The following is a 23,332-nucleotide window of genomic DNA, read 5'->3' as shown; positions in this document are numbered from 1 at the left end:
CGTGGATGAAGGTGGTGTGGCACCTTCCGGTGACAGGGACGGCGAATGGACGACGAGATCGTGTTGTTGGGGTTGCTGCTGCTGGCGGTGGTGCTGGCGGTGCCGGTGCTGCTGGTCATGGCGCTGGTATCGGTGGCCTCGCTGAAGCGGCGCGTGGCCGCGCTCGAGGACGCGCTGGCGCGCGGGCAGGTCGGCGAAGCCGGCCGCGCCGCCGATCCGGGCGACGCGCGGCATGGGCTGCCGCAGGCGTGGGAGCTCCCGCCCGCGCCGGTCGAGCCCGTGCCGGAACCGGTGATGGATGCGCCGCAGCCCCCACCGCCCATGGTTACGCCACCGTTGCCGCCGCTGCGTGAACCCGTCGCGCCGCGGCAGGTCCGCAGCGCGCCCGGTCCCGCGCCCGTGCCGGAAGCGACGGCAGCGCCCGGGCCGAACCTCATCGAGCGCGGCGTCGCGCGCATCAAACAGTGGTTCACCCGCGGCAACGTGCCGGTCAAGGTCGGCATGCTGGTGCTGCTGGCCGGCGTGGCGGCGCTGCTCAAGTACGGCAGCGATGCCGGCTGGTTCAGTTTCCCGCCCGCGTTGCGCCTGGCCGGCATCAGCCTGGTGGCATTGGCCGGGCTGGTGTTTGCCTGGCGCAAGCGCACCAGCCACCGCGCGTTCGCGCTGGCCCTGCAGGGCGGCGCGATAGGCGTGCTGCTGCTGGTGGTGTTCGCCGCGTTCAAGAACCACGGCCTGATCGACGCGCTGCCGGCGTTCGCGATCAGCGTGGTGCTGATCGCCGGGCTGTGCGTGATGGCGGTGCTGCAGGAATCGCGCACGCTGGCCATCCTCGGCGTGCTGGCCGGGTTCATGGCGCCGATCTGGCTGTCCGACGGCAGCGGCAACCATGTCGGCCTGTTCTCGTACTACGCGCTGCTCAATGCCGGCATCTTCGCCATCGCCTGGGTGCGGCCGTGGCGCATCCTCAACCTGCTCGGCTTCGCTTTCACCTGGGGCATCGGCACGCTCTGGGGCGTGCTGGACTACACGCCGGCCAAGTTCGCCAGCACCGAGCCGTTCCTGGTGCTGTTCTTCGCGTTCTACCTGCTGCTGCCGCTGCTGTATGCGCGCCGGGCGGCGACGCCGGGCGGCGCGCGCATCGACGGCTGCCTGCTGTTCGGCACGCCGCTGGTGGCGTTCTCGCTGCAGGCCGGCCTGCTGCAGGGCGAGCGCATGCCGCTGGCCCTGTGCGCGCTCGGCGTGGCGGCGGTCTATGCACTGCTGGCGCGTGCGTCGTGGCATCGCGAGCGGCTGCAACTGCTGGCGCAGGGCCATGCCATCCTGGCGGTGGGTTTCGCCACGCTGGCGGTACCGCTGGCGCTGTCGGCCAAGGCCACCGCCTCGGTGTTCGCGCTGGAAGGCGCCGGCCTGGTCTGGCTGGGCCTGATGCAGCAGCGCCGGCTGGCGCGCTGGACCGGCATCGGCCTGCAGCTGGCGGCGGCGTTCGCGCTGGCGCTGGGCATCGACGGCGCCCACGGCGTGCGCGACGCCGCGGCATCGGCGGTCGCCAACGCCGCCTTCATGGGCGCGCTGCTGATCGCATTGGCCGCCTTCGCCAGCGCCTGGCTGTTGCGTGACGCCGGCAACCGGCTGTTGGCGGCGATCGCCTATGCCTGGGGCCTGGCCTGGTGGATGGGCAACATCGGGACCGAGGTCGCGCGCTTCGTCGAGCCGCGCAGCGTGCTGCATGGCCTGTTGCTGCTGCTGGGCATCAGCGGCTGGCTGGCGGCCGAGATGCACCGGCGCCGCCCGGCGCTGGCACTGTCGCTGACCACGCTCGGCTGCCTGGTACTGGCGTTCCCGCTGGCGTTCCTGCAGCTCGGCGCGTATGGCCAGCCGTTCGCCGGCCATGGCGCCTGGGCCTGGCCGCTGTTCGCCGCGCTGGGCCTGCGCAGCCTGCTGTGCCTGCGCGCGGCGGGCGACGCCATCGCCGGTGCGGCGCAGTTTGCCTGGTGGCTGCTGTGGCCGACGGTGCTGTCGCTGTTGTCCTGGCACCTGGGCACGCGTTTCGAACTGGCCGGCGGCTGGGTCGGCATGCTGCTGGCGCTGCCGTGGCTGCTGCTGGCGGCGCTGTCGATCCGCCGCTGGCACTGGCTGGCGCAGCCGCTGGGTACCGCGTTCGACCGCTACCGCACGCCGCTGCAGGCGGCGATCTTCGCGGTGCTGGGCCTGTGGTGGCTGGTGTCGCTGGGCAGTGCCGGCGCGTCGGCGCCGTTGCCATGGATCGCGCTGTTCAACCCGCTGGACCTGGCGCAGTGGGCGGTGCTGGTGCTGGCGGCGATGTTGTTGTGGTCCGCGCCGGCGGGGCCGCGCGCGGCCGGACTGCGCCGCGGCCTGCTGCCACTGGCGGGCCTGCTGCTGGTCAGCGTCATCACCCTGCGCGGGGTGCACCACTGGGGCGGCGTCGACTGGAATGGGCGCCTGATCGGTACCAGCCTGGCGCAGACCAGCTTGACCGTGGCCTGGAGCCTGCTGGGTGTGATCGGCTGGGTCAGCGGCTCGCGCCGCGGGCAATGGGGCGTGTGGCTGGCCGGCGCGATCCTGATGGGCGTGGTGCTGGCCAAGTTGCTGTTGATCGACCGCGGCAACCTGGGCGACCTGCTCGGCATCGGCGCCTTCATTGCCTATGGACTGCTGTGCACGCTGGTCGGCTGGCTGGCGCCGGCACCGCCGCGTGGTCGCGGCAACGAACCGCAACCAGAGGAAGCATCCGCATGATCAGGCGTTTGTGGTGGATGGCGCTGCTGCCGTTGGCGGCGCAGGCGGCCGACGATTTCGCCCTGCAGTGGCCGCTGCAGCCGGCCCAGGCCGATGCCGGCGCCTATCGGATTACGTTGGATGCGGGCGTCTACCGCGCCGCTTACTGGCGCGACCTGCGCGACGTGCAGGTGCTCGACGCCGACGGCAAGCCGATGGCCAGCGCACTGCAGGCCGCGGCCATCCCGATCGCCGCGCCGGCGCGGCAGGTGCAGCTGGACTGGTTCGCCATGCCCGCCGCCACGGCCACCACGGCGGGCGGCGACCTGAGCGTGGTGGTGCAGCGCGACGCCGGCGGCAACGTGGTGTCGGTGCGCAGCGCGACGGGCGCTGCCGGCGTGTCCGCCGGCGATCCGTCGTGGCTGGTGGACCTGGGCCGGCGGGCAGGGCAGGTGCAGGCGCTGCGCGTGGAATGGGACGACCAGCCACAGCCGCTGGACCTGGGCTATCGGCTGGAAGGCAGCGATGACCTGCGCCGCTGGCAGGTGCTCGACCCGGAAGTGCGGCTGGTACGGCTGCGCAACCAGGGCCGGCAGCTGGACAGCGACCGCGTGGCGCTGTCCACGTCGCTGCGCTACCTGCGGCTGGTACCGCTGCAGCGCGAAGGCGCGCCGCCGCTGCGCGCGCTGCGCGGCGAGCTGGCCGGCGACGCGGTGGCGGACGACTGGCAGTGGCTCGAACTGGCCGCCTCGGCGCCCGACAACACCGCGCCGGCCCGTTTCCGTTACCGGCTGCAGGGCCGCTTCCCGGTGCAGCGGGTGGACGTGGCGATGCCGCCCAACACCGCGGTGGCCTGGACCGTGTCCAGCCGCGACGACGACCGCAAGGCGGACGGCGCGGAGCCGGCCTGGCAGGTGCGCGCCACCGGCTGGAACACGTGGACGCTGCAGGACGGCGGGCGCAGGCAGGCGTCGGCGCCGCTGGAACTCGGCCAGGAAAGCGCCGACCGCGAATGGCAGCTGCAGGCCGAACCGGCCGTGGCCGGCACGCCGGCGCCGGTCCTGAAACTGGGCTATCGGCCGGGCAGCGTGGTGTTCCTCGCCCAGGGCCGGGCGCCGTACCGGCTGGTGGCCGGCAATGCACGCGCGACCGCCCGCGAAAGCCGCCTGGAACCGATGCTGGCCGCGCTGCGCGCGCGCAACGGCGCGCAGTGGCAGCCGGCGGCGGCCGCCCTCGGGGAGCCGAGCGTACGCGCGGGCGACGCGGCCTATGTGCCCGCGGCACCGGCGCGCGACTGGAAGAGCCTCCTGCTGTGGGCGGTGCTGGTGGCCGGCGCGCTGGCCGTGGCCGGCTTCGCGCTCAGCCTGCTGCGCGGCCAGCGTCCGGCGGGCGACTGACGCCGTTGCATGTCGGTGGCGCCGGTGGCGGCGATGGGAGTGGCTGGGCGCAGCCGGCCCGCGCGCGGCCGCGGGCAGGCCGGTGCGCCCCGTTGCGCAGGCCGCTGCGCGGCTACGGCGGGTCGATGAAATCGCGGCGCAGCAGCCCGTACAGCGCGCTGTCGGCGAGCTCGCCGTTCACGTCCCAGCGTTCGCGCAGCACGCCTTCACGGACGAAGCCGAGCCTTTCGGCCAGCCGGCACGAGGCCTGGTTGCGCGGGTCGATGTCCGCTTCGATCCGGCGCAGTCCCAGGCCGTCGAACAGGTGGCGCAGGATCAGGCGCAGCGCCTCGCTGGCCAGCCCGCGCCCCTGCCAGTCCGGGTGCAGGCTGTAGCCGATCTCGGCGCGGCCCTGCCCGCGCTGCATCGCGAACACCGCGCTGGTGCCGATCAGCCGGTCGTCGTGCGCGTCGGCGATCGCCCAGACCAGCATCTCCTGCTCGCGGCGCTGGCGCTGGATGTCGGCCACCTTGCGTTCGGCCTGGGCCAGCTCGGTCCACGCCGGGTAGCTCCAGTAGCGCATCACCCGCCGGTCGCTGTGGATGGCGAACAGCGCGGGCGCATCGTCCGCGCGTACCTCGCGCAGGCGCAGCCGGGGGCTGCACAGCTCGGGTTGTGGCAGGTGGGGCGGCATGCGGTGCACCTCGGGTTTGCCCCGCCTGCGGGGGCGGGCGAGAATTGCGGTTTCCCCACAGTCTTCCGGAGCCGACCCCGCCATGTCCATCGTCCGCATGACCGACCTCGACCTCGCCGGCAAGCGCGTGCTGATCCGCCAGGATCTGAACGTGCCGATCGACGAGAACGGCAGGATCACTTCCGAACAGCGCATCACCGCCTCGCTGCCGACGCTGAAGCGGGCGCTGGCCCAGGGCGCGGCGGTGATGGTCACCTCGCACCTGGGGCGGCCGAAGGAAGGCACGTGGAGCCAGGCCGATTCGCTGGCGCCGGTGGCCGCGCGCCTGTCCGAACTGCTGGGCGTGGACGTGCCGCTGGTCAGGGACTGGGTGGACGGCGTGGAGGTGGCCCCGGGCAGCCTCGTGCTGCTGGAGAACTGCCGCATGAACGTGGGCGAGGGCAAGGACGATGAAGCCCTGTCGAAGAAGTACGCCGCGCTGTGCGACGTGTTCGTGATGGACGCGTTCGGCACCGCGCACCGCGCGCAGGCCTCGACCCATGGCGTGATCCGCTTCGCCCCGGTCGCCGCCGGCGGGCCGCTGCTGATGGCCGAGCTGGATGCGCTGGACAAGGCCCTGGCCAACCCGGCGCGGCCGCTGCTGGCGATCGTCGCCGGCTCCAAGGTCTCGACCAAGCTCGAACTGCTCTCCAGCCTGGTCGGCAAGGTGGACCAGCTGATCGTCGGCGGTGGCATCGCCAATACCTTCATCGCCGCCGAAGGCCACGGCGTGGGCAAGTCGCTGGTGGAGAACGACCTGCTGGAAACGGCGCGCGGCATCGACGCCGCGGCCAAGGCGCGCGGCGCCGAGATCCCGCTGCCGGTCGACGTGGTGGTGGCGCCGGCCTTTGCCGCCGACGCGCCGGCAACGGTCAAGGCGGTCGAAGCGGTGGGCGCCGACGACATGATCCTGGATATCGGCCCGCAGACCGCCGCGCACTACGCCGCGCTGATCGCCAAGGCCGGCACGGTGGTATGGAACGGCCCGGTCGGCGTGTTCGAGTTCGATGCCTTCGGCAAGGGCACCGAAGCGCTGGCCCGCGCCATCGCCGCATCCGACGCGTTCTCCATCGCCGGCGGTGGCGACACCCTGGCCGCGGTGGACAAGTACGGCATCGCCGACAAGGTCAGCTACATCTCCACCGGCGGCGGCGCGTTCCTGGAATTCCTCGAGGGCAAGACCCTGCCGGCCGTGGCCGCGCTGGAGGCCCGCGGGGCGTGAGCCGCGATGTGCTGTTCTTCGATCTCGACGGCACGCTGATCGATTCGGCCGTCGGCATCACCCGCTGCGTGGCCTACGCGCTGGAGCGGATGCAGCAGCCGGTACCGCCGCCGGCCGAGCTGCGCCGCTGGATCGGCCCGGCGCTGCGCACCAGCTTCACCCCGCTGTTCGGCGACGCGCAGCGCGTCGAACAGGCGGTGGCGCTGTACCGCGAACGCTTCGAACTGCACGGCTGGCAGGAGCATGACGTCTACGCCGGCATCGGCGAGGTGGTGCAGGGGCTGCATGCCGCCGGCCACCGGCTGGCGGTGGTCACCGCCAAGAACGAGCCGCACGCGCGGCGGATCGTCGAGCACCTGCCGTTCGGTGGCTGCTTCGAGGCGGTGATCGGCGCCACCGCCGACGGCACGCGCAGCCACAAGCCGGAACTGATCGGCGAAGCGCTGCGGCGGCTGTCGCTGGCGCCGGCGCGGTGCTGGATGATCGGCGACCGGCGCATGGATATCGAAGGCGCGCGCCACCATGGCATGCGCAACATCGGCGTGCTGTGGGGCTTCGGTGGCCGCGAGGAACTGACCGCGGCCGGTGCCGGTTCACTGCCCGGCACGCCGGCCGAACTGGAGCAACTACTGTCGCGCTGATGCGATGGCGGCGATGCAGGCCGCGCGGCGTGCGTTGAACCCGCGCGCGCCGCGCACGCGTTGCGCTGGGCGCGGTCCACGGGCTGCGCGTCGCAGGCGCCGGTGATTGCCGGCGCGTTGTCCTGGCTGGCCACCATGCTGTCCCTTGCTGACAGTCCGCGACCGATCCATGTCCGCTTGTGCATAGGCGAGCGGACAGCGCCGGGCAACGCGCGGGCGATGTCCGGACATGCTGTCCGCCCTGTCTGCGGGACAGCGTGGAAAGTGTCTTCTGAAATCGTATGCGACATCGTTGTCATGCACTGGATATGCTAATTTCGGCGGCCTTTCAGGGAGTTTTCGCACCATGATCGAACGCCAGCGCCGCACCAAGATCCTCGCCACCCTCGGACCGGCCACCGATGCGCCGGGCGTGCTCGACGATCTGTTCCGCGCCGGTGTCAACGTGGTCCGCCTGAACTTCTCGCACGGCGATCCGTCCGGCCAGGCCAAGCGTGCCGCCGAAGTGCGCGCCGCCGCCAACCGGGTCGGCGTGGAAGTCGGCATCCTCGCCGACCTGCCGGGCCCGAAGATCCGCATCGAGCGCTTCGCCGAGGGCAGGGTGCAGCTCAAGGTGGGCGACCGCTTCGACCTCATCGCCAGGGCCGACGCGGCGCCCGGCGACGCCACCCAGGTCGGCGTGAGCTACCTCGGCCTGCCGCAGGACGTGGGCCCCGGCGACGTGCTGCTGCTGGACGACGGCCTGATGCAGCTGCAGGTGGTGGAAGTGCAGGGCGAGCGCATCGTCACCAGCGTGCTCAACGACGGCGTGCTGTCCGACCGCAAGGGCCTGAACAAGCAGGGCGGCGGCCTGTCGCTGGGTGCGCTCACCGAGCGCGACAAGGAACTGATCGGCATCGTGGCGAAGATCGGCGTGGACTTCATCGCTGTCTCGTTCTGCCGCAACGCGCAGGACATGAACGACGCCCGCGCGATCGCCCGCCAGCACGGCTGCGACGCGGCGCTGGTGTCCAAGATCGAACGTACCGAGGCGATCGAGAACCTGGAGGAGATCGTCGAGGCCAGCGACGTGGTGATGGTCGCCCGCGGCGACCTGGGCGTGGAGATCGGCGACGCCGAACTGCCCGGCCTGCAGAAGAAGATCATCAAGGCCGCGCTGGCGCAGAACAAGGTGGTGATCACCGCCACGCAGATGCTGCAGTCCATGGTCGAAAGCCCGATCCCGACCCGCGCCGAAGTGCTGGACGTGGCCAACTCGGTCATCGACGGCACCGACGCGGTGATGCTGTCGGCCGAAACCGCGGCCGGTGCCTACCCGGTCAAGGCGGTCGAGGCGATGGCGCGCATCTGCCTGGGAGCCGAGCGCCAGTTCCAGACCGAGACCGACTTCAATGCCTCGCCGCGCAACCTGGAGCGCGCCGACCAGGCCATCGCCATGGCCACCATGTTCCTGTCCCAGCACGTGGGCGTGCGCGCAATCGTGGCGATGACCGAATCCGGCGGCACCGCGCGCTACCTGTCGCGGTTCCGGGCCAAGGCACCGATCTATGCGGTCACCCGGCATGACGGTGCGCGCCGGCAGATGGCGCTGATGCGCGATGTGTTCCCGATCAATTTCGACAGCCGCGGCTTCACCCCGCGCGAAGCGGCGCGCGGCAGCATCCGCCTGCTGGTCGAGGCCGGCCTGCTGCAGGCCGGCGACCGCGTGGTGTTCACCAGCGGCGAGCACATGGAAACCCATGGCGCCACCAACACCCTGCGCCTGCTCGAAGTGGGCAGCGACGGCCGCGCCAGCGGGCTGGGCGAACTCTGACGGATCTGCGTGCACGGGCCACCGCGATGGCCCGTGCATGACTGCAGCGGACAGGATTTGTCCTGGCAGACGGATTGAAACCGGTTCCAGCGCGTCCTCACGGCCGGGCAACGACGGCCGCGGGCTATAATCCGGGTTTTCCCGCACCCCGTCACAGGAACTTCATGAGCATCGAACTGCTGGCTGAAACCGCCCAGGCCATGGTCGCCCCGGGCAAGGGCATCATCGCCATCGACGAATCCACCGGCACGATCGCCAAGCGCTTCGCCAGCGTCGGCATCGAGAACACCGAAGAGAACCGCCGTGCCTACCGCGAGCTGCTGCTGACCACGCCGAAGCTCAACGAACATATTTCCGGCGCGATCCTGTACGACGAAACCATCCGCCAGAGCACCCGCGACGGCGTGCCGTTCGCCAAGTACATGGCCGACCACGGCATGATCCCGGGCATCAAGGTCGACAAGGGCGCGCACCCGCTGGCCGGCTGCCCGGGCGAGCTGGTCACCGAAGGCCTGGACGGCCTGCGCGAGCGCCTGCATGAGTACTACAAGCTCGGCGCCCGCTTCGCCAAGTGGCGCGCGGTCATCAACATCGGCGAGAGTATCCCGTCGGGCACCTGCATCGAGTCCAACGCGCACGCGCTGGCCCGCTATGCCGCGCTGTGCCAGGAATGCGGCCTGGTGCCGATGGTCGAGCCGGAAGTGATCATGGACGGCGACCACGACATCGAGACCTGCTACGAAGTCACCGAAGCCACCATGCGCTCGCTGTTCGACGCGCTGTACCAGCAGAACGTGCTGCTGGAAGGCACCATCCTGAAGGCTTCGATGGTCATCTCCGGCAAGGACTGCGACGAGCAGGCCGACGTCGAGGAAGTGGCCGAAGCCACCGTGATGTGCCTGAAGAGCACCGTGCCGGCGATCCTGCCGGGCGTGGTGTTCCTGTCCGGCGGCCAGAGCGACGAACAGTCGACCGCGCACCTGAACGCGATGAACCAGCTCGACAAGCTGCCGTGGCCGCTGAGCTTCTCCTACGGCCGCGCCATGCAGCAGGCCGCGCTGAAGCTGTGGGCCCAGGACATGCAGGGCAACTACGCCGCCGCGCAGAAGACCGTTTACGAGCGCGCCCGCGAGAACGGCCTGGCCGCGCTGGGCAAGTGGGAAGGCTGATCGCCGCCTGACGCTGATGGACGTGGAAACGCCGGCCCTGCGCCGGCGTTTTCATTTGCGCGCAGGCCCAGGGCCAGACATGACCGATTCGGCGGTGTGCCGATGGCGCAGCTTCTGCGGCCATGCGCCAGCGGCGCACCCGCCCACGTCTCCGCGGGGCGCCGTAGCGCCAGGCAACGCCCAGCGGGCCTTCGCAGGGAAGGCTCCATGCGGGGCAAGCCCCGCATCTACCACACGCGGTTGCAAGGTTCCGCAACGTTGGGGATCGCCCGCGGTGGCGTTGCCGGAAAGGTCCGGCGGGGCGTTGCCTCGCTCTCCAGGAAATGCACTGCAGCGGCGGGCGATGGCATGGGAACGATCCCGCGGCCGGTCAGCGCGCGAACGACGGCAGCGGATCGTCCATCGACGGGAACGCCGGCCCTGCCTGCGCCGCGACCGCCAGCGCCTGCTGGTAGGCCTTGAAGGTGGCGGTGTTGTAGGCCACCAGCACGATGCGCACCGGCCGCGCGTGGCTCTTCTGCCAGGTCACGGTTTCGGTGACGGCGATGGCCGCGGCCTGGTGCATGGGGTAGCCGTAGACGCCGCAGCTGATCGCCGGGAAGGCGATCGATTCCAGCCGCATCTGTTCGGCCAGCCTGAGCGACTGCCAGTAGCAGTTGGCCAGCAGCGCGGCCTCGTCGCGCTGGCCGCCCTGCCAGACCGGGCCGACGGCGTGGAACACATGGCGCGCCGGCAGCGCATGGGCGCCGGTGGCGCGGACCTCGCCGGGCGGGCAGCGCACGCCCGGGCGCAGCTCCGGCAGGCGTGTGCATTCGGCCAGCAGGCCCGGCCCGGCCGCGCGGTGGATCGCGCCGTCGACACCGCCGCCACCGAGCAGGCTCTCGTTGGCCGCGTTGACGATGGCATCCACGTCCAGGGTGGTGATGTCGCCGTGCCAGATGTCGATGTTCATGCCCGCGATCTTCCCTTTCCATGTATGAGCAAAACGTGACGGGTGCACGGCTTGCGCCGGCCCGCGGCAAAGTCTGAGGAAAGCCCGTCTCCACGGCTGCGACGCGGCGCCCGCAAGCAGCAAGGCCGCCCGGGGGCGGCCTTGTGCGGGGGGCGGGAGGCGGGGCGCCGGGCTTACGGCAGGCCGGCCAGCCAGTCGTCGTCGCTGCCTTCGTTGATGTCGGCGAACAGCGGGGTGGAGAAGTAGCGCTCGCCGGTGTCGGGCAGCATGGCCAGGATCACCGAGCCGGCCGGTGCCGTGGCGGCCACTTCCAGCGCCGTGGCGGCGGTGGCACCGGCCGAGATGCCGACGAAAATGCCTTCCTCGGCGGCCAGCCGGCGCGAGGTCTCGATCGCGCGCTCGTCCTGCACCGCATACAGCGCGTCGTGGACGTTGCGGTTGAGCACCGCCGGCAGGAAATCCGGGGTCCAGCCCTGGATCTTGTGCGGCTTCCACTCGTCGCCCTTGAGCAGCGCGGCGCCGGCCGGCTCGGTGGCGATGATGCGGGTGTCCGGGCGCGCCAGTTTCAACACCTCGCCGACGCCGGTGAGGGTGCCGCCGGTGCCCCAACCGCTCACGAAGTAGTCCAGGCGCCGGCCGGCGAAGTCGCGCAGGATCTCGGCCGCGGTGGTGTTGCGGTGATAGGCCGGGTTGGCCGGGTTGGCGAACTGGCTGGCCAGGAACCAGCCGTGTTTGGCGGCCAGTTCCTTCGCCTTCTCCACCATGCCGGTGCCGCGCGCCGCGGCCGGGGTCAGGATCACCTTGGCGCCGTAGGCGCGCATCGCCTTGCGGCGTTCCACCGAGAACGTCTCGGTCATCACCGCGACGAACTTGTAGCCGCGCGCGGCCGCGACCATGGCCAGGGCGACGCCGGTGTTGCCCGAGGTGGCCTCGACGATGGTGTCGCCGGGCTTGAGCACGCCGCGCTTCTCGGCGTCGAGCACGATCGCCAGCGCCAGGCGGTCCTTGACCGAGCCGCCGGGATTGAACGACTCGACCTTGACGTAGACGTCCACCCCGGCCGGCGCCAGGCGGTTGAGCTTGACCACCGGGGTGTTGCCGACGGTGTCGAGGATGCTGTTGTAGATGGCCATGGGGATCTCCTGGAAGGGAATCAGGCGGCGTCGGCCAGTGTCGGCGACGCCGCCTTTGCTGAAGGTGAGGGTGCGCGCGGAGTGGCCGGCAATGGCGCCTGGCCGAACCAGTGCAGTTCGTCCGCCAGCGCGGCCACCTCGCCGACGACCAGCAGTGCCGGCGACTGCACCGCATGCGTGGCGGCGGCGTCGGCCAGGTGCCGCAGGTGCCCGCTGACCACGCGCTGGCCGGGGCGCGAGCCGTTTTCCACCAGCGCGAACGGTGTGGCGGCGGGCAGCCCGGCGTCGAGCAGCTGCGCCTGGATCCGCGCCAGCGCAGCCACGCCCATGTAGAACACCAGGGTCTGCCGTGGCGCGGCCAGCGCATGCCAGTCGAGCGTGTCCAGCGATTCGCGGCAATGCGCGGTGACCAGCCGCAGCTGCTGGGCGTGGTCGCGGTGAGTGAGCGGGATGCCGGCGTGCGCGGCGCAGGCCAGCGCCGCGGTGATGCCCGGTACCACCTCGTAGGCAATGCCGTGCGCGCGCAGGAACTGCAGTTCCTCGCCGCCGCGGCCGAACACGAACGCGTCGCCGCCCTTGAGCCGGACCACACGGCGGCCGGCGCGCGCGTGTTCCAGCATCAGCGCGTGGATGTGCTCCTGGCGGGTGCTGTGGCCGCGCGCGGACTTGCCGACTTCGATGCGGTCGGCGTCGCGGCGGGCCAGCTGCAGCACGTCGGCGCTGACCAGCCGGTCGTGCAGGATCACGTCGGCCTGGTTGAGCGCGCGCAGCGCGGCCAGGGTGAGCAGGCCGGGGTCGCCGGAACCGGCGCCGACCAGCACCACCGAGCCGGCCGTTGCCGGCGGTTCGTCTGCCATGGCCTGGCGCAGCGCGGATTCGGCGTCGGCGGGGCGCTGGCGGCGCAGCAGGTCCAGCACCGGGCCATCGAGCAGGCGGTCGAAGAACCGGCGCCGCGCGGCGGTGTCCGGGAAGCGTGCGCGGATCGCCGGGCGGTGGCGCCCGGCCAGTGCGGTCAGCTGGCCCCAGGCGCCGTCGAACAGCTCCTCCAGCCGGCGGCGCACATGCCGCGCCACCATCGGCGCGGCGCCGCCGCTGGAAACGGCGATCTGCAGCGCGCCGCGCTCGACCACCGCCGGTACGTGGAAGCGCGACAGCTGGGCGTCGTCGACCACATTCACGAACAACCGCTGCGCTTCGGCCGCACGCGCGACCGCCTGGTTGACCGCGGCGGTGTCGGTGGCGGCGACCACCAGCCACACGTCTTCGGCCAGCCAGCGCGTGTCGAACAGGCCGGGCAGCCAGTCGATGCGGCCGGCCTCGGCCAGCTCCCGCAGCGGCGGCGACAGGTGCGGCGCGCCGACCCGCGGCCGCGCGCCGGCGTGCAGCAGCGCCTCGACCTTGCGCCCGGCCACCGCGCCGCCCCCGACCACCAGCACGGCACGGCCGTTGAGATCGGCAAACAGCGGGAACAGGGGGGCGTCCAAGGCGGGGAAGGGGCGGTCGTGGCAGGGATGCTGACCGTAGTCCCGGCCCGGGCCGCCCGGAAATGACATGCCCCGTCTCACAGATTACTTTCGGTTATAAGTAGCCCCTGCGATCTGCCCTACAGTGGGTCGGTCCCCGCCGAGCCATCGTCCCGACCCCCGATGACCCTGACCCAACTGCGCTACCTGGTGGCAATCGCCGACGCCGAGCTGAACATCACGCTGGCGGCCACGCGGGTGCACGCCACCCAGCCGGGGCTGTCCAAGCAGCTCAAGCAGCTGGAGGACGAGCTGGGTTTCCTGCTGTTCGTGCGCAAGGGGCGCAGCCTGGAGTCGGTGACCCCGGCCGGCGGGGAAGTGATCGCGCGGGCGCGGCTGGTACTGGCCGAAGCCAACAACATCCGCACCTATGCCGCCAACCAGCGCCGCGAGAGCCACGGCCAGCTGGTGCTGACCACCACCCACACCCAGGCGCGCTTCGTGCTGCCGCCGGCGGTGGCGCGGATCAAGCAGGCCTACCCGCAGGTCAGCGTGCACCTGCAGCAGGCGGCCGAGAGCGATGCGCTGGACCTGCTCAGCCAGGGCGACGCCGACATCGCCATCGTCAGTACCGCCGGTGGCGAACCGAGCACCGGCATCGCGGTGCCGCTGTACCGCTGGCGGCGGCTGGTGCTGGTGCCGCGTGGGCACGCGCTGGACCGCGCCGGGCGTCAGCCGGACATGGCCGCGCTCGCGGCGCACCCGTTGATCAGCTACGAATCCTCGACCCGGCCCAGTTCCTCGCTGCGTCGCGCCTTCGCCGCGCAGGGGCTGGAACCGGACCTGGCCTTGACCGCGCTCGACGCCGACCTGATCAAGACCTACGTGCGTACCGGCCTGGGCGTGGGCCTGCTGGCGGAAATGGCGGTCAGCGCCGGCGACAGCGACCTGCGCGCCTGGCCGGCGCCGGCGGCGATCCCCGAATGCACCGCCTGGGCGGTGCTGCCGCGCGACCGGGTGCTGCGCGACTACGCGCTGGAACTGGTGCATGTGCTGGCGCCGCAGATCGACAAGCGCGACCTGCGGCGCGTGCTGGACGGCAACCAGGAAGCCGACTGGCCGGTGCCGCCGAGCTGGGAAGCGCTGACCCAGACCATCACCAACTGACAAGCAGGAACCAGCGCACGCGAACCAGGAACCCGGGAAGGCGGACGCAATCGCCTTTGCCCGTCCGCGCTGCTCCCGGCCGTTGTGGTGGCGGGCTCCCCGCCGCGGGTTGCCCGCTTTTTCCCCTGCGGCGATGTGTCGCACATGGGCCGCGATGACGCGGTCTTAAAATCGGGGCGTGATCCGATCCCCGCTCCTGCACCGCTGGATGTTGCTGCTCGCGCTGGCGGCCGCGCTGCTGATGGCGTTGGCACCGGTGGTGAGCCGCTGGATCCAGTCCGCGCCGGGGACGCATACGGCGATGGCGCACGCGATGGCCCCGATGGCCATGGCCCCCTCGGCGCCGGCAGTACCGCCGATGTCGGATGCGCATGCAGCGCACGCCGGTCACATGGATGCGGGCAAGGCCACGGCCACGGATACTGACAAACCGCGCCCGCCAGACCCGCATGCCGCGCACGGCGAGGCCTGCGACTACTGCACCATGGCGTCGCGGTTGCTGCCCTGGCTGGCGCTGCTGCTGGTGCTCGCGCCGGTGCTGTACCGCGTTGCGCCGCAGGCGCCGCGCGCCACCGTGTCCAGCGCCGGCCTGCGCTGGCCGGCGCACCCGGTGCGTGGGCCGCCGTTGTTCTCCTGACGACAGATTCCCTTTTTCCCGCTGCCTGTCGCTTCGTGCGGCACGTGGCATGTCGTACCGGAGAATTCCATGTATCCCGTTTCCCGTATGCCGGGCGCCCCGGCGTGCCTGGCCGCCTGTGTCTGCCTGGCGCTGTTTCCCCTGCTCGCGCACGCCGACGCGCCCGAGTCGATCAAGACCCTGGACACCCTGGTGGTGACCAGCGCGGCGCCGTCCTCGCCGTTGAACTGGGTCACCGATCCGCGCCTGCCGCGGCAGCCGGTGCCCGCCAGCGATGGCGCCGATTACCTCAAGACCGTCCCCGGCTTTTCCGCGATCCGCAACGGCGGCACCAATGGCGACCCGGTGCTGCGCGGCATGTCCGGTTCGCGGCTGAACATCCTCAGCAACGACGGCAGCCTGATCGGTGCCTGTCCCTCGCGCATGGACAACCCGCTGTCCTACATCGCGCCGGAAACCTACGACCGGCTGACCGTCGTCAAGGGGCCGCAGAGCGTGCGCTGGGGCGCCGGTGCCTCGGCCGGCACGGTGCGCTTCGAGCGCGACATGCCGCGTTTCGATGCGCCGGGCATGGAGCTGCAGGCCAGCGCGCTGGGCGGCTCCAACAACCGCAACGACCAGATGCTCGATGCCAGCTTCGGCAGCCGCCCGGGCTATGTGCGGGTGAATGGCAACCGCTCCGAGTCCGGCGACTACCGCGACGGCAACGGCGAGGTGGTGCCGTCGCGCTGGCGCAAATGGAACGCCGACGCCGCGATCGGCTGGACCCCCGATGCCGACACCGTGCTCGAGCTCAATGCCGGTACCGGCGATGCCCTGGCGCGCTATGCCGGCCGTGGCATGGACGGGGCGGCGTTCAAGCGCAGCAGCTACGGCCTGCGTTTCGAACGCGGCAACCTGCCCGGCGCCTGGGACCGGCTGCAGGCCAACCTGTACTACAACGAGGCCGACCACGTGATGGACAACTACACGCTGCGCACGCCCAACCCGAACGGCAGCATGCCGATGCCGATGGCGTCGAACGTGGCGCGGCGCACCCACGGCGGCCGCATCGCTTCGGAATGGCGCTGGCAGGACGTGGCCGTGGTCGCCGGCATCGACGCCCAGGACAGCAGTCACCGCAAGCGCAAGGGCATGGGCCGCGGCACCTTCCGGCAGATGCCGTGGACCCGCGATGCCGAGCTCGGCAACACGGGCGCGTTCGCCGAACTGACCTTCGGCGAGGACACGCCGCGGCGCTGGGTCAGCGGCCTGCGCGTGGACAAGGCGCGGGCCAAGGACCTGCGCCTGACCAGCGGGATGACGGGCAGGCCCAATCCGACCGCCGGGCAGACGCGCGAGGAAACGCTGGGCAGCGGCTTCCTGCGCTATGAGCGCGACCACGGCCAGGCCTGGACCTGGTATGCCGGGCTCGGCCACAGCGAGCGCATGCCCGACTACTGGGAGCTGTTCTCGGCCGACGCCGGCCCGGCCGGCAGCGCCAATGCCTTCGCCGGGGTGAAGCCGGAAAAGACCACCCAGCTCGATCTCGGCCTGCAGTTCCGCGGGCGCACGCTCGATGCCTGGGTGTCGGCCTATGCCGGGCATCTGCAGGACTACATCCTGTTCACCTACCGCAGCGGCGGCATGATGGGCAGCAGCACGCGTGCGGGCAATGTCGATGCGCGCATCGCCGGTGCCGAGGCCGGGCTGGAATGGCGCCCGGTGCAAGGGCTGAAGCTGGGCAGCACGCTGGCCTATGCCTGGGGCGAGAACCGCGATGAGCGGCGGCCGTTGCCGCAGATCCCGCCGCTGGAAGGCCGTTTCAACGCCTCCTGGGAGCGCGGCCAATGGTCCACCGGCGCGCTGTTGCGGGTGGTGGCCGGGCAGGACCGCGTGGCGCAGGACGAAGGCAACGTGGTGGCGCGCGATCTCGGGCCGAGCGCTGGTTTCGCCACGCTCTCGCTCAATGCCGCGTACCGCATCAGCGACGGCCTGCGCGCCAGTGCCGGCGTGGACAATGTGTTCGACCGCGCCTATGCCGAACACCTGAACCTGGCCGGCAGCGCCGACTTCGGCTTCCCCGCCGACCCGGTGCGGATCAACGAACCCGGGCGCACGCTCTGGCTGAAGCTGGATTACCGCTACTGACGCGGCGGGTCCCGCTGCCGGGCCACCGGCGGCGGGACGCCTGTGTCATGCTTGCGCACCCAGGGACGAAGCAGGAACCGCAGATGACGCACCGGGCCGTGGCCTATGTCAGCACCGCCGTGGCCGGGCTGACGCCGGCCGATCTCGACCGCCTGCTGATCGACGCGCGCGCGCACAACCGCATGGAAGGCGTCACCGGCGTGCTGTTGCACGACGGCCACCGCTTCTTCCAGTATTTCGAAGGGCCGCCGGCCGGGGTGGAGAAGATCTATGCGCGCATCCGCGATTCGCGCATGCACGTCGGGCTGCAAGAGCTGCAGGATGGCCCGGTCGAACAGTTGTATTTCGCGCAGTGGCACATGGGCTGCAGCCGCACCGATGGCAGCGCGCTGCGCGAGCTGAGCAGCCGCCAGTGGCGGCAGGAAGCGCGGTACCTGGGCGAGGACCTGGCGCATGCCGGCGACACGCCGGGGCTGCGTGGACTGCTGGCGTTCTGGGAGCAGCAGCAGGAAGCCGTGGCCAGCTGATCGCGCCAAGCATGCTGCGCTGGTCTCGCCCGGGAAGCTGCTGCCGGGCAAGCCCGGCACTGCGGGGTGCGACGGATCGTCCATGGTGGGCGGCGCCTGCCGCGCAGGCGCCCGCCGCGCAAACGCGGCACGCTGGCCGCCCTAGATGTCCTCGTGCAGGCCGCACTCGCGCTTGAGGCCGAAGAAGCGGGTGTCCTCCTCGCGCATGCCCGGTTCCCAGCGGCGGGTGGTGTGGTAATCGCCGATGGACACATAGCCCTGTTCCCACAGCGGGTGGTAGGGCAGGTCATGTTGCTTGAGGTACTGCCACACGTCGCGGTCGCTCCAGTCGGCGATCGGGTTGACCTTCCAGCGCGCGTCGCGGCGCTGCAGCACCGGCGTGGTGGCGCGGCCGCTCGACTGGCTGCGGCGCAGCCCGGTGAACCAGGTGCCGGCCTGCAGCTCGTCCAGCGCGCGCTTCATCGGCTCGACCTTGCGCAGGTTGTTGTACTGCTCGATGCCGACCAGGCCCTGTTCCCACAGGCGGCCGTGGCGCGCCTCCATCCAGGCGCGGCTGACCAGCGGCCGGTACACCTTCAGGTTCAGGCCCAGGCGCTCGCTGAGGGTGTCGGCGAAGCGGTAGGTTTCCGGGAACAGGTAGCCGGTGTCGATCAGGATCACCGGGATGTCCGGCCGCTCGTGGCTGAGCAGGTGCAGGGTCACCGCCGACTGCGCGCCGAAGCTGGAGGACAGCACGTGGGTGCCGGGCAGGTGCTGCAGCGCCCAGCGCACGCGCGCGGTCGCGTCCATCGCCTCGAGCCGCGCGTCGAGCGCGGCGGTTTCCTCGGGGGACGCGGTGTTGCCGGTGTGGCGGGAAGACAGGGGCAGGGCGCTCATGCGTGCAGTTCCACGGCAATCTGGCGGTGGGTCGGGTAGGGCGGCAGTTCGATCAGCCCGCGGCGGTGTAGGAAGTCGCCGAAGCGTTCGTCCGCGTCGCGTTCGGCGGCATAGCGCGCCAGCAGCGGCTCCAGCGCCTGCAGGATCTGCACCTCGGTGACGTTGTCGCGGTACAGCGTGTTCAGGCGCTGGCCGCGGTGGTCGCCGCCAAGGAACAGGTTGTAGCGGCCCGGTGCCCTGCCGACCAGGGCGATTTCGGCCAGGTACGGGCGCGAGCAGCCGTTGGGGCAGCCGGAGATGCGCAGCAGGATCGGCACCTCGCGCAGGCCGTGCCGGGCCAGCAGCGGTTCCAGCGCGGCGAGGAAGCCGGGCAGGTAGCGTTCGGCCTCGGCCATCGCCAGCGCGCAGGTCGGCAGCGCCACGCACGCCACCGCGCCACGCGCGGTGGCGGTGGGCGCGTTGTTCTCCAGGTCCAGCGCATGCTGCGCGACCAGTGCGTCGATGCGCGCGCGCTGTGCCGCGGGCACGCCGGCGATGATCAGGTTCTGGTTGGCGGTCAGGCGGAACTCGCCGTGATGCACCCGCGCGATCTCGCGCATGCCGGTCAGCAGTGGCCGCCCCGGGGTGTCGGCGATGCGCCCGCTGGGCAGGGACAGGGTGAGGTGCCACAGGCCGTCCGCACCCTCGACCCAGCCGAAGCGGTCGCCGTTGTGCTCGAAGCGGAACGGCCGCGCCGGCTGCAGCACCACCCCGGCGCGTTCCTGCATCAGCGCCACGATGGCGTCGGTGCCGTGGTCGTCGATGGTGTACTTGAAGCGCGCGTGCTTGCGTTCCTCGCGGTCGCCCAGGTCGCGCTGCACGGTGATCGCCGCCTCGGCGATGGCGAACACCTGTTCCGGGGTCACGAAGCCGATCACGTTGCCCAGCCGCGGGTAATGCGCGGCAATGCCATGGCTGGCGCCCATGCCGCCGCCGATGGCGACATTGAAGCCGGCCAGGTTGCCGGCGTCGTCGACGATGGCGACCAGCCCGAGGTCGTTGGCGAACACATCGACGTCGTTGTACGGCGGCACCGCCACGGCGATCTTGAACTTGCGCGGCAGGTAGGTGTCGCCATACAGCGGTTCGTGCTCGACCCCGCTTTCGGCGACCTTTTCCTCGTCCAGCCAGATCTCATAGTAGGCGCGGGTAGCCGGCAGGAAGCGCAGCGACAGCTGCTGCGCCCACGCGTGCACCTGTGCATGCAGGCCCGACAGCAGCGGGTTGCTGGCGCCCAGCACGTTGCGGTTGACGTCGCCGCAGGCCGAGACGGTGTCCAGCGCCGCGGCGTTGATCGCCTGCATCGTCGCCTTCAACTCGCGCTTGATCACGCCGTGGAACTGGAAGGTCTGGCGGGTGGTGACCCGCAGCGAGTGGTTGGCCCAGGTGGTGGCGATGCGGTCGAGCCCGAGCCACTGCTGCGGGGTGAACACGCCGCCCGGCGCGCGGATGCGGATCATGAACTGGTGCGCGGGCTCGAGCTTCTGCCGCCGGCGCTCGTCGCGCAGGTCGCGGTCGTCCTGCTGGTAGCTGCCGTGGAACTTGATGGTGCGCTGGTCCTCGAAGCCCAGCGAGCCGGTGGTGGCATCGCCCAGGCCCTCGTGGATGGTGCCGCGCAGGCGCCGGCTTTCGCGCTTGATGGTTTCGACGGATGGGTGGCTCATGGTGTGTCCAATGGCGGTGTGGGTGCGCGCAACGCGTCAGTACACGTCGCGGGCGTAGCGGCCTTCGCGCTGCAGCGCGGACAGGTACCCGGCGGCGGCCTCGGCATCGCCGCCGTTGTGCGCGGCCACCACGTCCAGCAGCGCGGCATGCACGTCCCTGCCCATGGCGATGGCGCCGCACACGTACAGGTGCGCGCCATCCTGCAGCCAGTCGTACAGGTCGCGGCTGCGCTCGCGCAGGCGCTGCTGCACGTAGATGCGTTGCTGCGAGCCAGCCCGCGCATCCATGTGCGGGGATTTCAGAGGGTCGCGGGAGAAGGCCAGGTCGAGGCGATGCAGTTCCTTCTTCTGCAGGGCCTCCTGCCACTCGACCTGGTAGAGGAAATCGCTGTTGAAGTGGCGGGCACCGAAGAACAGCCAGTTGCGGCCGGTGGCGCCGGTCTCGGCGCGTTCCTGCACGAAGCCGCGGAACGGCGCCACGCCGGTGCCGGGGCCGATCATGATGATGTCGCGGCTGGCATCGGCGGGAACCCGGAAGCGTTCGTTCGGTTCGACGAACACCGGCACCTGCGCGCCTTCCTGCAGCGCGGCGAGGAACCCGCTGGCGGCGCCGACATGGCCGCGGCCGTGCGCGTCGTAGGCCAGTTCGTCCACGGTCAGGTGCACCTCCTCGCCCACGCGCCTGCGGCTGGAGGCGATGGAGTAGAGCCGATGCGCGGCCGGGCGCAGCGCGGCGACCAGTGCGGTGGCGTCCCAGTCGGCTGGCCAGCGGTGCAGCACGTCGACCAGCTGGTGGTCGGCGAACACGGCGGCCAGTTCGCCGCTGCGGGCCGGCTCCAGCAGGCCGGCCAGGTCGGCGCTGCCGCTGCGTTCGGCCACGGTCGCCAGCAACGGGCGCGAAATGCGGGTCAGTTCGCGGTATTCGCCCAGCCATTGCGCCAGCGGGCGCTCATGGCCGCCATGGCTGACGCCGGTGTCACCGTCCAGCCCGGTGGCGGCGAGGATCGCATCGACCAGCTGCGGCGGGTTGCGGTGGACGATGCCCAGCGCGTCGCCCGGCTCATAGTGCAGGCCGCTGCCCTCCAGCGACAGTTCGAGGTGGTGCACGCGCTTGTCGAAGCGGCCGTAGTGGCCGAAGGCCGGGCCCTTGAAGTCGCGGCCGCTGATCGGTTGCCGCGCCAGCAGTTCGGCCGCGAATGGATGCTGTGCGCTGTATGCCGTGCCGTGGCCGTGGCCGTGGCGCAGCGGAGTGACGTTGCTGGCGGTCGTCGCGGCGGCTTCGCCCAGCACCTGGCGTGCGTCCGCCAGGGCACGGCTGCGCCACGGCGTGGCGACGCTGTCAATGTCGAGGTCGGCCTCGCCCAGCGGCTGCAGGCGCCGCGCGCCCAGTTCGGCCAGGCGTGCGTCCAGCCTGCGGCCGATGCCGCAGAAATCGGCGTAGCTGGAATCGCCCAGGCCGAGTACGGCGTAGCTGAGCTCCGGCAGCTTCGGTGCGCGCCTGCCGGCGATGAACTCGACCAGGCCGATGGCGTCGTCCGGCGGGTCGCCCTCGCCCTGGGTACTGATGACGATGTACAGCAGGCGCTCGCCGGCCAGTTCGCGGGTGGGGTAGGCGTCGGCGCGGAGCAGCCGCACCGCCAGCCCGGCGGCCTCGGCGTCGCCGGCCAGCTGCTCGGCGGCGCGGCGGGCATTGCCGGTCTGACTGCCGTAGACGATGGTCAGGCGGCCGCTGGCCGGCGCCGCCGGCTGGCCACCGGGAATCACCGCCAGTGACGGCGGCGGATGGCCCTGGGCGAGGCCGGCGGCGAAGCCGGACAGCCACCACAGGCTGTTGCCGTCCAGCCCCTCCACCAGGCGCGCCAGCAGCGCCCTGCGGTCCTCGGGCAGGGGGCTGGGGGGCACGGTGGCAGCGGCGGCGGTCATGTCCGGTCCGGTCGGGGATGGGGTGACCGATGCTAGGGAGCGGCGCGGGGCGCGGGAAAGGATGCGCGGTTATCGGTTCATGCCCTGCGTTCATTTCTGCGCGGGGCGCGCGCCGCGCACACTCGCCATCCTGCCGGGGACGTGCGCCTGTCTGCGCTGCTACCCTTCCACCGTTCTTACACGTGCAGCCGCTGAAACTTCCGCAATGACCGTTCCCCCCCCTTTGTCGCATCTCGACCGGCTGGAAGCCGAGAGCATCCACATCCTGCGCGAGGTCGCGGCCGGCTTTGCCAACCCGGTGCTGCTGTATTCGGTCGGCAAGGACAGTTCGGTGCTGCTGCACCTGCTGCTCAAGGCGTTCGCGCCCGGGGTGCCGCCGATCCCGCTGCTGCACGTGGACACGCGCTGGAAGTTCCGCGAGATGATCGCCTTCCGCGACCGTCGCGTGGCCGAAACCGGCGTGGACCTGCGGGTGCACATCAATCCCGATGGCATCGCCCGCGACATCGGCCCGGTCAGCCACGGCGCCGCGGTGCATACCGACGTGATGAAGACCCAGGGCCTGAAGCAGGCGCTGGACAAATGGAAGTTCGACGCGGCGATCGGCGGCGCGCGCCGCGACGAGGAGAAATCCCGGGCCAAGGAGCGCGTGTTCTCGTTCCGCAACGACCGCCACCGCTGGGACCCGAAGAACCAGCGGCCGGAGCTGTGGAACCTGTACAACGCGCGCATCCACCCCGGCGAGAGCGTGCGCGTGTTCCCGCTGTCCAACTGGACCGAGCTGGACATCTGGCTCTACATCTACCGCGAGAAGATCCCGGTGGTACCGCTGTACTTCGCCGCCGAACGCCCGGTGGTCGAGCGCGACGGCAGCCTGATCATGGTCGACGACGCGCGCCTGCCGCTGCGTCCGGGCGAGGTGCCGCAGCTGCGCCGGGTGCGTTTCCGCACGCTGGGCTGCTACCCGCTGACCGGGGCCATCGAATCGCAGGCCGACACGCTGGAGAAGATCATCGCCGAAATGCTGGTGTCCACCCGTTCCGAGCGGCAGGGCCGGGTGATCGACCATGACCCGTCCGCGTCGATGGAGAAGAAGAAGCTGGAGGGCTATTTCTGATGAACGCACCGGCA

18 protein-coding genes are annotated in these 23,332 nt (G+C 71.3%); 11 read left to right on the top strand and 7 right to left on the bottom strand.

Going from position 1 to position 23,332, the window contains the following annotated elements; all coding sequences use genetic code 11:
* Positions 1-45: 45 nt before the first annotated feature.
* Positions 46-2,757 (top strand): DUF2339 domain-containing protein, encoded by a 2,712-nt coding sequence (locus tag ACJ7VY_RS12640; RefSeq protein WP_409475750.1) that lies wholly within the window; start codon positions 46-48, stop codon positions 2,755-2,757.
* Positions 2,754-4,133 carry a DUF3999 domain-containing protein gene (locus ACJ7VY_RS12635; RefSeq protein WP_409475749.1) on the top strand — a complete coding sequence of 460 codons (1,380 nt, stop codon included), beginning with the start codon at positions 2,754-2,756 and terminating at the stop codon, positions 4,131-4,133. The genes ACJ7VY_RS12640 and ACJ7VY_RS12635 overlap by 4 nt, the downstream gene beginning before the upstream one ends.
* Before the next feature lie 112 nt (positions 4,134-4,245).
* On the opposite strand, the gene ACJ7VY_RS12630 is transcribed toward ACJ7VY_RS12635, so the two are convergent.
* A complete protein-coding gene (locus tag ACJ7VY_RS12630) occupies positions 4,246-4,806 on the bottom strand; it encodes a GNAT family protein (RefSeq protein ID WP_313253935.1) in 561 nt (186 codons plus the stop codon).
* An 82-nt stretch (positions 4,807-4,888) separates the two neighbouring features.
* Between ACJ7VY_RS12630 and ACJ7VY_RS12625 the strand changes: the two genes are divergently transcribed.
* The 4 genes from ACJ7VY_RS12625 to ACJ7VY_RS12610 all read left to right on the top strand — a co-directional run bounded on the left by ACJ7VY_RS12625 (position 4,889) and on the right by ACJ7VY_RS12610 (position 9,690).
* Complete coding sequence (locus tag ACJ7VY_RS12625; protein WP_409475748.1) at positions 4,889-6,067, top strand: phosphoglycerate kinase; 1,179 nt, start codon at positions 4,889-4,891, stop codon at positions 6,065-6,067.
* Positions 6,064-6,708: an HAD hydrolase-like protein gene (locus tag ACJ7VY_RS12620; protein WP_409475747.1), complete on the top strand. Its 645-nt coding sequence runs from the start codon at positions 6,064-6,066 to the stop codon at positions 6,706-6,708. Before ACJ7VY_RS12625 ends, ACJ7VY_RS12620 begins: the two co-directional genes overlap by 4 nt.
* A gap of 346 nt (positions 6,709-7,054) precedes the next feature.
* Positions 7,055-8,521, top strand: coding sequence for a pyruvate kinase (gene pyk / locus ACJ7VY_RS12615; RefSeq protein WP_104939444.1), 1,467 nt, complete (start codon positions 7,055-7,057; stop codon positions 8,519-8,521).
* A gap of 164 nt (positions 8,522-8,685) precedes the next feature.
* On the top strand, positions 8,686-9,690 hold the full coding sequence (locus ACJ7VY_RS12610; protein WP_409475746.1) for a class I fructose-bisphosphate aldolase: 1,005 nt from the start codon (positions 8,686-8,688) through the stop codon (positions 9,688-9,690).
* Positions 9,691-10,060: 370 nt separating this feature from the next.
* Here ACJ7VY_RS12610 and ACJ7VY_RS12605 read toward each other — a convergent pair whose 3' ends face one another.
* The 3 genes from ACJ7VY_RS12605 to cysG all read right to left on the bottom strand — a co-directional run bounded on the left by ACJ7VY_RS12605 (position 10,061) and on the right by cysG (position 13,259).
* On the bottom strand, positions 10,061-10,642 hold the full coding sequence (locus ACJ7VY_RS12605) for an O-acetyl-ADP-ribose deacetylase (protein WP_240212243.1): 582 nt from the start codon (positions 10,640-10,642) through the stop codon (positions 10,061-10,063).
* Between the two features lie 173 nt (positions 10,643-10,815).
* Complete coding sequence (gene cysK / locus ACJ7VY_RS12600; protein WP_104939441.1) at positions 10,816-11,775, bottom strand: cysteine synthase A; 960 nt, start codon at positions 11,773-11,775, stop codon at positions 10,816-10,818.
* Between the two features lie 20 nt (positions 11,776-11,795).
* The gene (cysG, locus tag ACJ7VY_RS12595) at positions 11,796-13,259 is read right to left on the bottom strand and encodes a siroheme synthase CysG (protein WP_409475745.1); all 1,464 of its coding nucleotides are present in this window, start codon (positions 13,257-13,259) and stop codon (positions 11,796-11,798) included.
* Positions 13,260-13,421: 162 nt separating this feature from the next.
* On the opposite strand from cysG, the gene ACJ7VY_RS12590 reads away from it, so the two are divergent.
* The 4 genes from ACJ7VY_RS12590 to ACJ7VY_RS12575 all read left to right on the top strand — a co-directional run bounded on the left by ACJ7VY_RS12590 (position 13,422) and on the right by ACJ7VY_RS12575 (position 17,699).
* A complete protein-coding gene (locus tag ACJ7VY_RS12590) occupies positions 13,422-14,405 on the top strand; it encodes a LysR family transcriptional regulator (protein WP_161615023.1) in 984 nt (327 codons plus the stop codon).
* Between the two features lie 178 nt (positions 14,406-14,583).
* The gene (locus tag ACJ7VY_RS12585; protein ID WP_312347009.1) at positions 14,584-15,042 is read left to right on the top strand and encodes a DUF2946 family protein; all 459 of its coding nucleotides are present in this window, start codon (positions 14,584-14,586) and stop codon (positions 15,040-15,042) included.
* Between the two features lie 69 nt (positions 15,043-15,111).
* The gene (locus ACJ7VY_RS12580) at positions 15,112-17,172 is read left to right on the top strand and encodes a TonB-dependent copper receptor (RefSeq protein WP_409475744.1); all 2,061 of its coding nucleotides are present in this window, start codon (positions 15,112-15,114) and stop codon (positions 17,170-17,172) included.
* 83 nt (positions 17,173-17,255) lie between these two features.
* A complete protein-coding gene (locus ACJ7VY_RS12575) occupies positions 17,256-17,699 on the top strand; it encodes a BLUF domain-containing protein (protein WP_240212240.1) in 444 nt (147 codons plus the stop codon).
* Between the two features lie 141 nt (positions 17,700-17,840).
* Here ACJ7VY_RS12575 and ACJ7VY_RS12570 read toward each other — a convergent pair whose 3' ends face one another.
* From ACJ7VY_RS12570 to ACJ7VY_RS12560, 3 genes are read right to left on the bottom strand one after another with little or no spacing between them, the layout of a single operon-like run.
* Positions 17,841-18,575: a phosphoadenylyl-sulfate reductase gene (locus ACJ7VY_RS12570; protein ID WP_409475743.1), complete on the bottom strand. Its 735-nt coding sequence runs from the start codon at positions 18,573-18,575 to the stop codon at positions 17,841-17,843.
* A complete protein-coding gene (gene cysI, locus ACJ7VY_RS12565; protein WP_409475742.1) occupies positions 18,572-20,278 on the bottom strand; it encodes an assimilatory sulfite reductase (NADPH) hemoprotein subunit in 1,707 nt (568 codons plus the stop codon). Before cysI ends, ACJ7VY_RS12570 begins: the two co-directional genes overlap by 4 nt.
* A gap of 36 nt (positions 20,279-20,314) precedes the next feature.
* Positions 20,315-22,201 (bottom strand): assimilatory sulfite reductase (NADPH) flavoprotein subunit, encoded by a 1,887-nt coding sequence (locus ACJ7VY_RS12560; protein ID WP_409475741.1) that lies wholly within the window; start codon positions 22,199-22,201, stop codon positions 20,315-20,317.
* A gap of 205 nt (positions 22,202-22,406) precedes the next feature.
* Here ACJ7VY_RS12560 and cysD point away from each other — a divergent pair, with 205 nt between their 5' ends.
* Positions 22,407-23,318 carry a sulfate adenylyltransferase subunit CysD gene (gene cysD / locus ACJ7VY_RS12555; RefSeq protein WP_409475740.1) on the top strand — a complete coding sequence of 304 codons (912 nt, stop codon included), beginning with the start codon at positions 22,407-22,409 and terminating at the stop codon, positions 23,316-23,318.
* Positions 23,319-23,332: the final 14 nt, after the last annotated feature.

The sequence above is a fragment of the Stenotrophomonas sp. Y-13 genome (assembly GCF_046267925.1).
GTDB classification, from domain to species: domain Bacteria; phylum Pseudomonadota; class Gammaproteobacteria; order Xanthomonadales; family Xanthomonadaceae; genus Stenotrophomonas; species Stenotrophomonas acidaminiphila_A.
Note: the sequence above shows the minus strand (reverse complement) of the source record. Positions and strands in the feature narration are given on the sequence as shown.

Excerpts from the sequence above, each read along its gene's own strand:
- ACJ7VY_RS12625 (WP_409475748.1), top strand. The coding sequence starts at position 4,889 with ATGTCCATCGTCCGCATGACCGACCTCGACCTCGCCGGCAAGCGCGTG.
- ACJ7VY_RS12635 (WP_409475749.1), top strand. The coding sequence starts at position 2,754 with ATGATCAGGCGTTTGTGGTGGATGGCGCTGCTGCCGTTGGCGGCGCAG.
- cysI (WP_409475742.1), bottom strand. The coding sequence starts at position 20,278 with ATGAGCCACCCATCCGTCGAAACCATCAAGCGCGAAAGCCGGCGCCTG.
- pyk (WP_104939444.1), top strand. The coding sequence starts at position 7,055 with ATGATCGAACGCCAGCGCCGCACCAAGATCCTCGCCACCCTCGGACCG.
- cysK (WP_104939441.1), bottom strand. The coding sequence starts at position 11,775 with ATGGCCATCTACAACAGCATCCTCGACACCGTCGGCAACACCCCGGTG.
- ACJ7VY_RS12580 (WP_409475744.1), top strand. The coding sequence starts at position 15,112 with ATGTATCCCGTTTCCCGTATGCCGGGCGCCCCGGCGTGCCTGGCCGCC.
- ACJ7VY_RS12630 (WP_313253935.1), bottom strand. The coding sequence starts at position 4,806 with ATGCCGCCCCACCTGCCACAACCCGAGCTGTGCAGCCCCCGGCTGCGC.
- ACJ7VY_RS12640 (WP_409475750.1), top strand. The coding sequence starts at position 46 with ATGGACGACGAGATCGTGTTGTTGGGGTTGCTGCTGCTGGCGGTGGTG.
- ACJ7VY_RS12610 (WP_409475746.1), top strand. The coding sequence starts at position 8,686 with ATGAGCATCGAACTGCTGGCTGAAACCGCCCAGGCCATGGTCGCCCCG.
- ACJ7VY_RS12570 (WP_409475743.1), bottom strand. The coding sequence starts at position 18,575 with ATGAGCGCCCTGCCCCTGTCTTCCCGCCACACCGGCAACACCGCGTCC.
- ACJ7VY_RS12560 (WP_409475741.1), bottom strand. The coding sequence starts at position 22,201 with ATGACCGCCGCCGCTGCCACCGTGCCCCCCAGCCCCCTGCCCGAGGAC.
- ACJ7VY_RS12590 (WP_161615023.1), top strand. The coding sequence starts at position 13,422 with ATGACCCTGACCCAACTGCGCTACCTGGTGGCAATCGCCGACGCCGAG.
- ACJ7VY_RS12575 (WP_240212240.1), top strand. The coding sequence starts at position 17,256 with ATGACGCACCGGGCCGTGGCCTATGTCAGCACCGCCGTGGCCGGGCTG.
- ACJ7VY_RS12605 (WP_240212243.1), bottom strand. The coding sequence starts at position 10,642 with ATGAACATCGACATCTGGCACGGCGACATCACCACCCTGGACGTGGAT.
- cysD (WP_409475740.1), top strand. The coding sequence starts at position 22,407 with ATGACCGTTCCCCCCCCTTTGTCGCATCTCGACCGGCTGGAAGCCGAG.